The organism is Fictibacillus marinisediminis, assembly GCF_023149135.1.
GTDB classification, from domain to species: domain Bacteria; phylum Bacillota; class Bacilli; order Bacillales; family Fictibacillaceae; genus Fictibacillus_C; species Fictibacillus_C marinisediminis.
In genome coordinates, this window is sequence record NZ_JAIWJX010000002.1 from 873,327 (window position 1) to 885,437 (window position 12,111).

14 protein-coding genes are annotated in these 12,111 nt (G+C 42.3%); 7 read left to right on the forward strand and 7 right to left on the reverse strand.

All coding sequences use genetic code 11. The annotated features are described in order from the left end of the window. Nucleotides 1-162 precede the first annotated feature (162 nt). Nucleotides 163-1,044 (forward strand): glycerophosphodiester phosphodiesterase, encoded by an 882-nt coding sequence (locus tag LCY76_RS04860; RefSeq protein WP_419714976.1) that lies wholly within the window; start codon nucleotides 163-165, stop codon nucleotides 1,042-1,044. A gap of 12 nt (nucleotides 1,045-1,056) precedes the next feature. On the opposite strand, the gene LCY76_RS04865 is transcribed toward LCY76_RS04860, so the two are convergent. After that, the gene (locus LCY76_RS04865; protein ID WP_248251675.1) at nucleotides 1,057-1,734 is read right to left on the reverse strand and encodes a YetF domain-containing protein; all 678 of its coding nucleotides are present in this window, start codon (nucleotides 1,732-1,734) and stop codon (nucleotides 1,057-1,059) included. 139 nt (nucleotides 1,735-1,873) lie between these two features. On the opposite strand from LCY76_RS04865, the gene LCY76_RS04870 reads away from it, so the two are divergent. Together LCY76_RS04870 and LCY76_RS04875 are read left to right on the forward strand one after the other, a co-directional pair. Then, a complete protein-coding gene (locus tag LCY76_RS04870; RefSeq protein ID WP_248251676.1) occupies nucleotides 1,874-2,701 on the forward strand; it encodes an HAD family hydrolase in 828 nt (275 codons plus the stop codon). Nucleotides 2,702-2,788: 87 nt separating this feature from the next. Beyond that, nucleotides 2,789-4,084: a M48 family metallopeptidase gene (locus LCY76_RS04875; RefSeq protein WP_248251677.1), complete on the forward strand. Its 1,296-nt coding sequence runs from the start codon at nucleotides 2,789-2,791 to the stop codon at nucleotides 4,082-4,084. 266 nt (nucleotides 4,085-4,350) lie between these two features. On the opposite strand, the gene motB is transcribed toward LCY76_RS04875, so the two are convergent. Together motB and motA are read right to left on the reverse strand one after the other, a co-directional pair. Further along, nucleotides 4,351-5,127: a flagellar motor protein MotB gene (gene motB / locus LCY76_RS04880; protein WP_248251678.1), complete on the reverse strand. Its 777-nt coding sequence runs from the start codon at nucleotides 5,125-5,127 to the stop codon at nucleotides 4,351-4,353. Beyond that, the gene (gene motA, locus LCY76_RS04885) at nucleotides 5,120-5,905 is read right to left on the reverse strand and encodes a flagellar motor stator protein MotA (RefSeq protein WP_248251679.1); all 786 of its coding nucleotides are present in this window, start codon (nucleotides 5,903-5,905) and stop codon (nucleotides 5,120-5,122) included. The genes motB and motA overlap by 8 nt, the downstream gene beginning before the upstream one ends. 242 nt (nucleotides 5,906-6,147) lie before the next feature. Here motA and LCY76_RS04890 point away from each other — a divergent pair, with 242 nt between their 5' ends. The 3 genes from LCY76_RS04890 (at nucleotide 6,148) to LCY76_RS04900 (ending at nucleotide 8,653) form a co-directional block, all read left to right on the forward strand. Then, nucleotides 6,148-6,459, forward strand: a complete 312-nt coding sequence (locus LCY76_RS04890; protein WP_248251680.1) for an RNA polymerase sigma factor — start codon at nucleotides 6,148-6,150, stop codon at nucleotides 6,457-6,459. Further along, a complete protein-coding gene (locus LCY76_RS04895) occupies nucleotides 6,456-7,028 on the forward strand; it encodes a TlpA disulfide reductase family protein (protein ID WP_248251681.1) in 573 nt (190 codons plus the stop codon). Before LCY76_RS04890 ends, LCY76_RS04895 begins: the two co-directional genes overlap by 4 nt. Nucleotides 7,029-7,216: 188 nt before the next feature. Then, nucleotides 7,217-8,653, forward strand: coding sequence for an ATP-binding protein (locus LCY76_RS04900; RefSeq protein ID WP_248251682.1), 1,437 nt, complete (start codon nucleotides 7,217-7,219; stop codon nucleotides 8,651-8,653). A 91-nt stretch (nucleotides 8,654-8,744) separates the two neighbouring features. Here the strand turns inward: LCY76_RS04900 and LCY76_RS04905 are convergent, their stop codons facing one another. Further along, nucleotides 8,745-9,428 carry a CAP domain-containing protein gene (locus tag LCY76_RS04905; RefSeq protein ID WP_248251683.1) on the reverse strand — a complete coding sequence of 228 codons (684 nt, stop codon included), beginning with the start codon at nucleotides 9,426-9,428 and terminating at the stop codon, nucleotides 8,745-8,747. Nucleotides 9,429-9,524: 96 nt separating this feature from the next. Next, on the reverse strand, nucleotides 9,525-10,061 hold the full coding sequence (locus LCY76_RS04910) for a histidine phosphatase family protein (protein ID WP_248251684.1): 537 nt from the start codon (nucleotides 10,059-10,061) through the stop codon (nucleotides 9,525-9,527). A 200-nt stretch (nucleotides 10,062-10,261) separates the two neighbouring features. Here LCY76_RS04910 and LCY76_RS04915 point away from each other — a divergent pair, with 200 nt between their 5' ends. Then, nucleotides 10,262-10,894, forward strand: coding sequence for a hypothetical protein (locus LCY76_RS04915; RefSeq protein WP_248251685.1), 633 nt, complete (start codon nucleotides 10,262-10,264; stop codon nucleotides 10,892-10,894). 212 nt (nucleotides 10,895-11,106) lie between these two features. On the opposite strand, the gene LCY76_RS04920 is transcribed toward LCY76_RS04915, so the two are convergent. Beyond that, nucleotides 11,107-11,520 carry a Rossmann-fold NAD(P)-binding domain-containing protein gene (locus LCY76_RS04920; protein WP_248251686.1) on the reverse strand — a complete coding sequence of 138 codons (414 nt, stop codon included), beginning with the start codon at nucleotides 11,518-11,520 and terminating at the stop codon, nucleotides 11,107-11,109. Nucleotides 11,521-11,567: 47 nt separating this feature from the next. Next, complete coding sequence (locus tag LCY76_RS04925) at nucleotides 11,568-12,104, reverse strand: NAD-dependent epimerase/dehydratase family protein (RefSeq protein WP_248251687.1); 537 nt, start codon at nucleotides 12,102-12,104, stop codon at nucleotides 11,568-11,570. Between the last annotated feature and the right edge of the window lie 7 nt (nucleotides 12,105-12,111).

Sequence of the window (12,111 nt, forward strand, 5' to 3'; positions counted from 1 at the left end):
TGAGAAATATTTTCCGAGGATCATTTTTAAATTTTACAATATTTATACTTTCTAAATATTCGTTTACCTCTTATTTACACCTGCTTTATTACCGCTTAATACTCCCTTGGTACGCTTGGTCTGTTCGATAACGCGGAAGGGGAGAGTAAGTTGAACAAAAAAATGACTTCTTTACTAAGTGCGGCCGTTCTTGGAGCCAGCCTGTTTGCAGGACATAATGCGGATGCTGAATCTGTTCAAAAACACCATGACGTTCTTGACGTCGCACATCGAGGTGCATCTGGCTATGCTCCGGAACATACGCTGACTTCCTATCATATGGGTGACAAGATGCATGGAGACTATATTGAGATTGACTTGCAGATGACGAAAGACGGCAAGCTGATCGCTATGCATGATGAAACCGTCGATCGTACAACAAACGGAACGGGAGAAGTGAAAGATTTCACTTTAAATCAAATCAAACAGCTTGATGCGGGTTCTTGGTTTAATGAAAAATATCCGCAATATGCGAAGCCGATGTACAAAGGGTTGAAAGTACCTACACTCGAAGAGATTTTCAAGACATTTGGCAAAAACAAAAATTACTACATAGAAACGAAATCACCAGATGTGTATCCAGGTATGGAGGAGAAGCTCATCAGCCTCGTGAATAAATATCACATCAATAAAGACACGCTGCTCGTTCAATCGTTCAGCAAAGACAGCCTGTTGAAAGTGCACAAGCTTGACCCATCTTTAAAATTAATTCAGCTTCTTGAATATAAGAAGCATGCAGTTTTAACTGACCAGGATCTTAATTCCTATAAGCAATATGCAACTGGAATCGGTCCAAACAAAGATTTCCTGGATAAAGCTTATGTACAAAAAGCGGTAAACGGCGGATTGGAAATTCATCCTTACACCGTGAATGAAACAGCAGATATGCAACGATTGATCGATTGGGGAGTAACAGGGATGTTCACGAACTTCCCGGATAAGCTTCATCAAGTGATTGAGAAAAATAAACAGGAGCAAAATCATCGCCCTGTAAACGCAGAATGATGAGAAAGCCGCTCAGATGATGAGCGGCTTTTCGTTATTTTTTTGAGCAATGTAAAGGGTACCATCTTCCTGCAGCTGTGCAAAAAAAACAGATTTACAGGAAGAGATACCAGCATTTTGCAGTTTCTTCTGGATCCATTCCTCAGTAAGTCCATATTCCCGCAAGTTTCCTTGCATCACAATTCCGTCAACAATCAGTTCGGAAGGGAGGAAATGGGAGGGAGCAGCATCAGGCGTTTTCTTCTTTTTTATACTAAGCTGTCCGTTGGGCTCAAAGATAGCATAATCTACTTCTGTTATAGAGAAGATTTCCTGGTTTCTCAGCAGCATGCACAAATCATCCAGACCGAGATTGAGCTTATCCAGCGCCTGCTGCATAATCATTCCTTTTTTTATAACAATGCAAGGCTCACCTTCCAAAGCCAATTTGGACTTGGGTGACCGTTTAACAAGAAACTCGATAGCCAGGAGAGCAAAACTCCATATCAAAACCGCGACTAAGCCATTGGAAATAGGAACCTCTCTATAGTGAATAATCATTTCGCCGACGATGTTGCCAAAGGCAATACTCGTCGCATAATTAAAGTAGGTTAGCTCTCCTAACTGCTTCTTTCCAAATACTTTTGTAAAGATCAATAGAAAGATCAAACCAAGTAATGTCCTGACTACTGTTTCTGTGATACCGTTCATCCGCTCACCTCTTTGCTATTCCCATTTTTACCGAAAAGAAAGAAGAGCAAACAAAAAAGGAAAAAAAGTTAACCTGATTACTCAGCCTGTTTTACTTCCGAAAATAATGAGCATACAATAGAGGAGAGGAGTTGTGTATATGCGTGAAATGATAGAAAAAAGCAAGCTTTTAATCTTTGATTTAGATGGCACCCTTTATGAGGACACTGATCATTTTGACTATTATTGCCGTCTGCTTCAGCAGCGGGTGGATGTATCGATACAAGGAGAGTTTTATTACGCTTATGAAGAGATGAAACAGGGGAAACATCCTGTTGCCATCGGAAAAGTGTATGACTTGAAAGAAGATGCGTCGCTCACTGTCGATCCCCTGACTTTGCAGGTAACGGCTGCACATCTTTGGGACGGTACTCAAATGAATGAAGAAACCTTGAAGAGGGAGTACTCTGGAGAACTTACATATGATTTTGAACGCTTTATCGCTATTGGGGACGGCTGGTGGCTGCCCTATGTTACCGCCATGCATTACGGTCTGAGCCAGCAGGATACATGGGATTGCTACAACGCGACAAAGGTGTATATGGTCAGTGATGAGTTTTCACTTACAAAAACGCCAGGATTGAAGGAAAGCCTTGAGAGACTGAAGAAGGAAAAACACCTTGTTCTGATGACGAACAGTGATAAAGAAGATGTGCTGCGTCTGCTCCGTGAACTGGAGCTCCAGGATGTGTTTCATGAAATCTTTCCTTCCTCACAGAAGCCTGTAAAGACAAAAGAGATTCTGATGGCCATTACGTCCAAATATAAGGTGAAGCCGGATGAAGCGGTTTCCATCGGAGATAATTTTATCAACGAAATCGCACCGGCCCTGCTGATGAGGCTAAATGCCGTGTACATACAGCCGAATGGCTATGATCTGCAGCATGACAATCTTTATATTGTTCCTACTTTGGGACAGGCTTTTTAAAAGATGTGAAAGCTTTTGCTCTTTTTTGTTCTAATTTGGACAAAGTGACCTAAACTAGGAATAGGATGTCCGTAAGGGGGAGAGCGTGTGAAAAAAGCAATTCTGGTCGCTATTGGCTTTATTTTGTATGGAGCCGCCATGTGGTATTACTTAATGCATGGGGCTCAGGCCGATCTGCCGGTACAATTCAGAGGGTCTGCTGCTGATCCTACCATGTTTATGAATGATAGGCAGCTTAAGCTGAGCTATGATTTCTCAAGGATAAAGGATTGGATCTACTTTTTGTCTGTTCCGCTGGAATGGCTGATCTATCTGCTCGTTTTAGGTTTTGGAATATCAAAAAAAATGAGGAGCACTGTCAAGGAAGTGACACGTTTTTCAGTCATCCATACAGCCCTTTATGTCCTCTTGCTGTCCTTTTTGAGCTGGATTTTGACCTTTCCGCTTCGATACTACAGCTATACCATCTCCAGGGATTATCATATCTCCGTTCAGCCGTTCAAGGGATGGATGAAAGACAGCCTGATCGACTTTTGGGTAGGATGGATATTTACGGTATTAACTGTACTCGTCATCTACTTTTTTATCCGTAAAAGTAAGAAGAAGTGGTGGCTGTATGCGTGGCTGATCTCCATACCGTTCACCATCTTTATGTATTTCATCCAGCCCGTTGTGATTGATCCGCTTTATAATAAATTTTATCCTTTAAAGGACCAGGTACTGAAGGAGAAAATATTAACGCTGGCTGAACGGGCAGATATACCGGCTTCCAACGTATATGAAGTGAACATGTCGGAAAAGACCAATTCCCTCAATGCTTATGTAAATGGCATAGGGTCCAATCTGCGAATTGTATTATGGGATACGACGCTCGATAAACTGAACGATAAGCAGGTTTTGTTTGTCATGGCCCACGAGATGGGGCATTATGTGATGAAACATCTGTATCAGAATCTCATAGGTGCGATCATCCTGTCGTTCTTCGGCCTCTTCCTGGGAAGCAGAATTTATTCCTGGGCGATCTCAAAGTGGGGCAAACGGTGGGGTATCAAAGGACTGAGTGATATCGCTGGCTTGCCGGTGCTTCTCCTGATATTCAGTCTATTGTCGTTTGTTGCTGGTCCTGTTGAAAATGCGGTTTCCCGTAAAGCGGAGAAGGATGCAGACCGCTATGCCATTGAGATGACCAAGAATCCCGACTCAGCAGTTGGAGCTTTCCAGCAGCTGACAATATCAGGGCTCAGCGAAGTGAATCCCCCAAAGCTTGTGAAGTTCTTTTTGTATGGCCACCCCACTATGCTCGAAAGGATTACCTTCCTCGATTCCTACAAACATAAATACGAACCAAAGGAACTGGAGAAAGCAAAAAAGCAACAGCGATGATAAAAGAAAAAGGTTGTTTTCTAAAAGATTGTTGCTTCGGGAACATTTTTGTAAAGAGTCTTCATTGACAAGTTGATTGGAGTGCAAGGTGCGAGACTCCTGCGGGGGAAGCGTGACAGGTGAGACTACGCAGGCGCTTGCGCCGAGGAGGCTCAGCGCACGCCCCGCGGAAAGCGAGCAGTCTGAAACGGAAATCACCACTCCCAAGAGCAACAATGTTTACGAAAACAGCCAAGAAAAAAGAGGATGAGCCGGAGCTCATCCTCTTATTTTGCGTTTTCAAGACTATAGTTTGGCAGGACGAGTACTTCAACACGCCTGTTTTTTGCTTTGCCTTGTGCTGTTTTGTTGCTGGCTCTCGGCCGGTATTCTCCATAGCCGCTGGCGCTTAGTGTTTTTGGTGATAGATGCGGGTTCTTCATCATGATTTGCATGAAGTTAATGGCTCGCATCGCACTTAATTCCCAGTTTGACTTGTACTTAGCCGTCTCAATCGGAACATTATCCGTGTGCCCTGCAATAATAATATTTCGGGGAGGATGGGTGACAAGTAATTTAGACAGATCCTTTCCTATACTGACCGATTCTGTCTTGACGGTTGCACTGCCTGAATCAAAGAGCGCATTATCCAAAATGGTAATCAATAGGCCATTCTCAGTTAGTTTCGTCTGCAGGCTTTTCGATAGATGTTTGTCTTTTATAAAATTGTCTATTTTTTTCTGAACCTTATGAAGGGATTCAAGCTCTTCTTTGGCCTTCTCCATCCGTTCCTTTTCCTGAATCGATAATTGTACGATCTTTTCTTTTTTAGGAAGCGGCGTTGATTCGGTTGATGAGATGGGTGCCTGTTCTTCCATTACTCCGGTTCCGCCGGAGAATTGACTGCGAAACGTGCTGGCCATCTGTTTGAACTTGGATGCATCCACTTCACTCATTGCAAAAAGAACGATAAATAGCGCCAGGAGAAGAGTCAGCATGTCGGAATAAGGAATGAGCCATGACTCATCTACATGATCTTCATGTTTTTTCTTTTTTCTAGCCAATGGTGACACCCTCTTTTAGGCTTTCCCGTTCGCTTGCCGGGATGTAGGTTAATAATTTTTCTTCCAATATTTTTGGAGAGGTACCATCCTGGATGGATAAAAGCCCTTCAATCATAATCTCTTTTAACATGACTTCATTCTGTGATTTTCGTTTTAATTTATTGGCAAAGGGGTGCCATAGGACATACCCGGTAAATATTCCAAAGAGCGTTGCGATAAAAGCAGCAGAAATGGCATGTCCGAGGGCCTCAATATCATCCATGTGTCCAAGGGCTGCAACAAGACCGACAACTGCTCCGAGTACTCCGAGCGTCGGCGCATAGGTGCCTGCCTGTGAGAAGATGCCCGCGTTGCTTAGATGGCGTTCTTCCATCGTTTCCAAATCCTTTATTAGAACATCCTTGATAAATTCGGGGGACTGGCCGTCGACAATCATTTTGATCCCTTGTTTTAAAAATGGATCATCAATTTCTTCAGATTTCGGTTCGAGTGCAAGCAAGCCTTCCTTTCGTGCGATAGTTGCCCATTCAATGAAAATTGCAATCAGTTCTCCCATGCTTACCATCTTCTGATCGGTAAACAATATCTTAAAAAGCTTTGGAAGTTTTTTTACTTCGTTTAAAGGAAAGGCAATCATGATGGCAGCAGCTGTTCCTGCAAAGATAATCAGCAGTGCTGCGGGATTGAAGAGCGAAGAGATAGCAACCCCTTTCAAAACCATACCTACACCAATAGCAACAAATCCAATGATCAAGCCAATCACCGATGTTTTATCCATATTATATTCATCCTCGCTTTTTGCTGATTTTAAAGATAGATCTCCTGTTCCGGTTACACTTATATATCGGCGTTTCTCCATGTATTTTTATAGAAATTTCGTCGTGGCAGGTGCAGAGTTCCAGAATTCAGGTCATCCAAAACGCTAAATTAAACGTTATTTTAATAACTCTGTTTATTACGATAGGACAAAGCAGACTTCTATAGGTATAATGACAGTAAAACGATTCAAAGGAGACAGGTATGTCAAAGCTTACGGATTTTGAACTTTATCTTAAAGTTCAAAACGGGGATAAATCAGCGCTTGAGCAGATTTACGACCGATACGAAAAGTTATTGTTTTCCTTTGCTTACCGAATGACCCAGAGGCAAGATACTGCAAAAGATGTGGTTCAGGAAGTTTTTATAAAACTTTGGAGAAAAAAAGGAGTTTATTCGGAAGAGAACCTACAGCAAAAAGCACACAGCCTAAAGGCTCTATTGTCCTTCTTTCTAAGCTGTAATATGCAGGGGAAGAAACCCATTAAGAAAAACATAAAGAGGCAGGTTCTATGAAAATAAAACCATTCATTATTGTTCTCATCCTCGTTGGTTTAATCGGGCTTGCCCTTTGGACATCAAGGCAGGAAGCAGAGCCTAAGGACCGGAATGCATCGAAGGGTACATTCAGCACGGTGGAGGAGAATGGACGTACAGGCTTAAAGCCAGGCAATAAAGTGCCGGATTTTACGATAACGGCACTGAACGGAGAAAAGGTTTCCATTAAAGATTACCGTGGTAAAAAGGTCATTCTGAATTTCTGGGCAACCTGGTGCCCTCCTTGCCGAAAAGAAATGCCCGATATGCAGAAAGTCTTCAACCAATATGAAGGAATGAAGCTGGAAATCCTGGCAGTAAATCTAAGGTATACAGAGAAAAGCACGGATTCGGTTTCAGAATTTGTAAAGGAACGAAAAGCAGCGTTTCCGATTTTGTTAGATACGGATGGAACGGTTAGTAAGAAGTTTCAGGCGGTTTCTCTTCCGACGAGTTATTTGATTGACTCCAAGGGGATAATCCAAAAAAAAATAATTGGACCTCTTTCTCAAAATTTTATGATTGATTTTGCAGAAAAGGCGAAATAAGAAAATCCCTCCTTGCTCATTTGAGAAAGGAGGGATTTTCTATCCTTCATAGGATATTTTTACTAGTAATTCCTAAAGAAAAATTAGGCACTTTGCATAATAGGGATTTCTTACCTTTTACCGAATTATATCAAAGGGGATCGATAGCGTACAAAAATCCAACTATGGAGAAAAGGGGTATACACACCATGGTTGAACAATTTTTAGTGAAAATGATGAAAATGCAGAGGCGTATAGAACAACCTCAAGAGGAGCACGGACAGATTCATACATTGGAACTCAGTCCGGTTCAATTTTTCAGACTGAAAAGAAAAGGTGCCGGAAACTATGTTGTCATGCGCTCTGAGGGGAAGTTTGCCCAAGAAATTGCAATTCGTGCAGCTGCTGCAGAACGCCCTTTAAGTGATCTGATACCTCTTAAAACCATTCAGCACTGGGAAATTTACTTTGAAAAAGCCTTCAGCGGCCATGCCTGCTTTTTTGAAACGCACCATGCGGACCGTTCTTATCATACGGTTCTTTCACCTGTGTTTCATAATGGACAGGTATCAGAAGTTGTTGGTACTTCAACGGATTGTACACGTGATACAAAGTCACGAGAAGAATTAATACTCTATACGCACAAATACAAAGAAATATTTAATAATACACTCAATCCTATTCTTTTGCTGAATAACAGCAGAGTCATTCTCGAAGCTAATCCGGCCGCGCGTGAGGTGCTGGGAATCTCAAGCGGGGATTTAAATCAAAACAGACTGGATGCCTTCATTTGTAAGGAAGATGAAGGAGAATTATCTCTTAATTGGGACCTGTTCATGCTCGATCCGAGCCTCAAATGGGAGTTTAAAGCAGGATTTTCAGACGAAAAAAAGCTGATTGAATTTACAGGAAAGAAAGACATACTGCCGGGCATCCACCTGTGTATCCTGGAAGATGTGACTGAACGAAGACAGACAGAAGCCCGCCTTCGAAAAGCGGAGACCTTGAATGTCGTCGGTGAGATGGCTGCTGGAGTCGCCCATGAAATCCGTAATCCTCTCACCAGCCTTAAAGGGTTTATCCAGCTGCTTAAAAATGAAAGCCAAGCACATGATGCTTATTATTCCATTATTTTAAACGAGGTTGACCGGATTGAGTATATTATCAAAGAGTTTCTGCTGCTTGCCAAGACCGACCGCCAGCATATTGAAAAAAGCAGTCTCGTGGTCACACTAAAAGAAACAGTCTCCCTGCTTCAGACACAGGCCATCCTAAAAAACATTGAACTGGAAATGGAGATTGGCGAAGGTATACCTGATATTGATTGTGATCCTTTTCAGATTAAACAGGTTTTTATTAATTTAATAAAAAATGGGATTGAAGCGACGGCTCAAGGTGGAACCATTACCATTAAAGCTTTCCGCAATGGAAAAGATTATGTTCATTTCTGCTTTACGGATAATGGAACGGGAATGCCGAACCAAGTATTGGACAGAATTGGAAAACCATTCTATACAACAAAAGAAGAGGGAACAGGTTTAGGGCTCATGGTCAGCTATAAGATTATTGAAAATCATAAAGGCCGGGTAAGGGTTTCAAGTGAAGTAGGAAAAGGGACGACATTTGAAGTGGTTTTGCCGATTTAAACTGGGAGTAAAAGCGGGCTTTTTGGATTGATGAGGAATGAATGTCCATAAAAAAAAGAGGCGCCCGCAAAGGCAGCCTCTTTTTTTTTGATCATCCAGTGAATTCTTGGACAAACATTTTACCGTATTTTCCGCCGTCAACAATCCCGATACCAACTTTTGTGTAGTCAGATTTAAGGATGTTTTCACGGTGTCCTTGAGAGTTCATAAGAGATGTGTGAGCTCCATCAACTGAAGAGTTTCCGGCAATGTTTTCACCAGCTGTTTGGTATTGGATGCCAAACTTCTTCATCATGTCGAATGGAGAACCGTATTTTGGTGAATTGTGATCGAAGTAGTTATTGTCGATCATGTCTTGTGCTTTTACTCGAGCCATTTTAGTTAGCTCCATATCTACTTGAAGCGGCTTAACCCCTGCTTTTTCACGCTCTTGGTTTACTTTGTCAACCATTTGCTTTTCGTCAGCAGTTAATTGCCCAGCAGCAGCGTCAGACTTTGGTGCTTCACTCGCTTTTTGCTGTTGTGGAGCTGCTTGAGTTTGAGTTTTTTCTTGAGCTGGAGCTTGTTGTTGCTTTTGCTCAGCTTTTTGAGTTTGTACATCAAATCCTTGTTTTTTAAGAGATTCGATTAATTTATTTATATCAGCGTTCGATTGTCCTTGTTGTGGTTGTACTTGTACATTTCCACCTTGAGGGCAATCTTGCGCATGAGAAATTCCTGCGTTAGCACCGAATAATGATGCACCTAGAATTGAAGCTACTACTACCTTTTTCATGGATGTATTCCTCCCGTTTTTGTATAGTGATGTTAGCTACAACACAGGTTTCGCCCTTAGGTGTCCGCGGGTGGGGGTGTGGAAACAACTACCAGTTTATTTCCAGATTCTTTGGATACGGCTTTCTTCCTGTACGGTCACTTCATATACATCGGGGTTCGATAGAGCCTTCCATTCTGAAAAACCCATGCGTTCATCAAAGAGTTTTAATAACAGAGTCATTAAATTTCCATGTGTGACAAGAACGATACACTGATACGGCGAAGCAATGATTTCTTTCAGAAGCGGCCGAACCCTTTCCATTGCCTTCCGATTGGATTCTCCTCCTTCAAGAACGGCTTCAAAGTCGTAAAAGGAATGCTCAAGCAGTTTCAGCCAGTCAGGATGATCCTTTGATGATAATATCCTTTCAGCTAAGCGGTCATCTTTTTCGATGGGGAGATCCTTAAATTTTGCCAGAGGTTCAATGGAATCAACTGCTCTGGTAAAAGGACTTGAAATAATTCTGTCAACGGGTTTGTTCATTAGAAAGTTCTTTAAATCGTGGGATTGCTGCAATCCTTCCTTTGTCAGGACAGCGTTTCTTTCCTGGCCACTGGCTTTGCAATGCCGGACAACTAAAATCGATTTCATGTGTGTTCCTCTTTCTGCAGAATATAGTTCTAACCCTCTAAACTTCGAGACCATTAAACAAGATTCCTTTCACGAATAATATAGAAGATGGAATTTTGCTGATCCAGCTTCAGTGTCCAGGGACGAAAACTAAAAGCTTTTTTCGTCCTTCGAGGGCCTAAACGGACACTTCAGCATTTCCTATTAGAAAGGAGTACGGTATGTATCCTGAACTTAAGCAGTTTAATCAAATAAGCAAGGATTATGAAGAACGTATAAAAGAGGCAAATGATCGATGGAAGATCCTACATAAGCAGAAGGAAATGGCCTCTTCAGAGTATGAGAGTCTTCTTGGACAGTATGGCAGAAGAAATTCCCGTGTCAGTATGGAAGCCCTTCATGAGAGTAAGGACGAGTATCTCAGGCTGTTAGCGAAGGAACGGGATGCCATGGAACATCTGGATGAGCTTAAAGAAACCAGACGGGACAGGATGAAGGATTTTGTGAATACCCTTCATCAGGCAAGAGACCGTGAAGTGGATGCTGCTACAAGAACGATGAAGAAAAAGATAGAGGAAATGCACCGTTTGAAGGCAGAATATTTAATGATTGTTCAGCAGATTCATCAAATTCATCAGTATGTAAATGAAATTGAAGAATCTACACTAAAGGCTTTCCAAACGATGGACAGCCGCTATCAGCAGAAAACGGATTATTCAATCTATCCAGCTTTAGCCAAGATGGAGATCAGCCACCGTGAAATTCAGCAGGTATTTACGGCTGGAAAGCTGCCGTCTGAACTGACGAAGTACACAGATCCTTATTCTTCGTTCCATTTGCCCAGAAAGAAATAATCAAAAAAAAGCCATAATCTTAGGGATTATGGCAAAAGCCGAACGCATGATGAAGAATTGGGGTGGGGAAGAGCTTTTTCTGCCGGAGAGACTTTTAAGCCGGCAGGATAGAGTGACATTCTCTACATGATTACAATATGCAGCTGTTATTGTTCAAGACTGGACAAGTGCCATGGGGAAGTCACCCAATTTTCCAATTTTTTCAGAAATGATCAAGAATGTGACACTGTTTTGGCGCGCCATTCGGATAGCAGTTCCTTCTCCCTATCCGGGGACATGCCGGCTTTATAGTCTTCTGGTTTCATATTTCTGGTCTTATCCCAGTTAAAGGTGTCCATAATGGTTTCTCGGATACTTCGGAAAGCAAGCCCGGAGGCGATCGCTTTGTCATTGTTCATATGCTGTATTCCGATGGATTTCTTGGAGGAAATCCATAACGGAAGTTCCAACCATTCATCGACTTTTTTCTCATTTAAGAAGGATTCTTCTACCCAAATAAGCTCACCCTCGGATTTGGTGACAGAGAGACAGGCTTTCAGGACTTCAGCCATCCTATAATGATCTCCTCCTGCATTAAACACTCCAGCTGCTTTTTTCTCCACCATTGAAACGATCCATTCAGACAAATCCCTGACATCAATGAATTGAACTTGTCTGTCTGGTTCTGCAGGTGCTAAAATTCCCCGCCTTTCGCTGCTCTGGCAGGCCAATACGTAAATCTGTCTGAATAATCGTGGGGTCCGACAATTAAGCCGGGACGGATGATCAGACAGGACTCACCGTAGGTCTGTTTGATTTTTTCCTCACAGGCGGCTTTTAATGGGCCATATGTCTCTCCGGTTATTTCCTCTGTGGCTGGATCCGCAAGGACACCAAGTTCACTTTCTTCTGTCTGGTTTTTTTCCTCCATGCTTTTATAGGCGGATACAGAAGAAATATACGTGTAGTGAGGAACTGAATCCCTCAGAGTTTTCGCCATTTGTTCAGTCTGCCTCGGGAAATATCCGCACGTGTCGACAACAGCGTCCCACTTCTGTCCTTGTAATGGCTTTAAATCGCTGTCTCTGTCTCCGATCAGGGTTTGGCATTCAGGAAACAGTTCTTGGTTTGACCCCCGATTGAAAAGAGTAACCTGATGGCCTTTCTGTAAAAATGAAGCCGCAATATATCTTCCTACGAATCGTGTACCGCCAATGATCAGTATTCTCACGTTTATT

Bases quoted from the DNA above. Each gene is read 5' to 3' on its own strand.
- LCY76_RS04865 (WP_248251675.1), bottom strand. From the start codon at position 1,734: ATGAACGGTATCACAGAAACAGTAGTCAGGACATTACTTGGTTTGATC.
- LCY76_RS04870 (WP_248251676.1), top strand. From the start codon at position 1,874: ATGCGTGAAATGATAGAAAAAAGCAAGCTTTTAATCTTTGATTTAGAT.
- LCY76_RS04860 (WP_419714976.1), top strand. From the start codon at position 163: ATGACTTCTTTACTAAGTGCGGCCGTTCTTGGAGCCAGCCTGTTTGCA.
- LCY76_RS04895 (WP_248251681.1), top strand. From the start codon at position 6,456: ATGAAAATAAAACCATTCATTATTGTTCTCATCCTCGTTGGTTTAATC.
- LCY76_RS04900 (WP_248251682.1), top strand. From the start codon at position 7,217: ATGGTTGAACAATTTTTAGTGAAAATGATGAAAATGCAGAGGCGTATA.
- LCY76_RS04890 (WP_248251680.1), top strand. From the start codon at position 6,148: ATGTCAAAGCTTACGGATTTTGAACTTTATCTTAAAGTTCAAAACGGG.
- LCY76_RS04905 (WP_248251683.1), bottom strand. From the start codon at position 9,428: ATGAAAAAGGTAGTAGTAGCTTCAATTCTAGGTGCATCATTATTCGGT.
- LCY76_RS04915 (WP_248251685.1), top strand. From the start codon at position 10,262: ATGTATCCTGAACTTAAGCAGTTTAATCAAATAAGCAAGGATTATGAA.
- motA (WP_248251679.1), bottom strand. From the start codon at position 5,905: ATGGATAAAACATCGGTGATTGGCTTGATCATTGGATTTGTTGCTATT.
- LCY76_RS04910 (WP_248251684.1), bottom strand. From the start codon at position 10,061: ATGAAATCGATTTTAGTTGTCCGGCATTGCAAAGCCAGTGGCCAGGAA.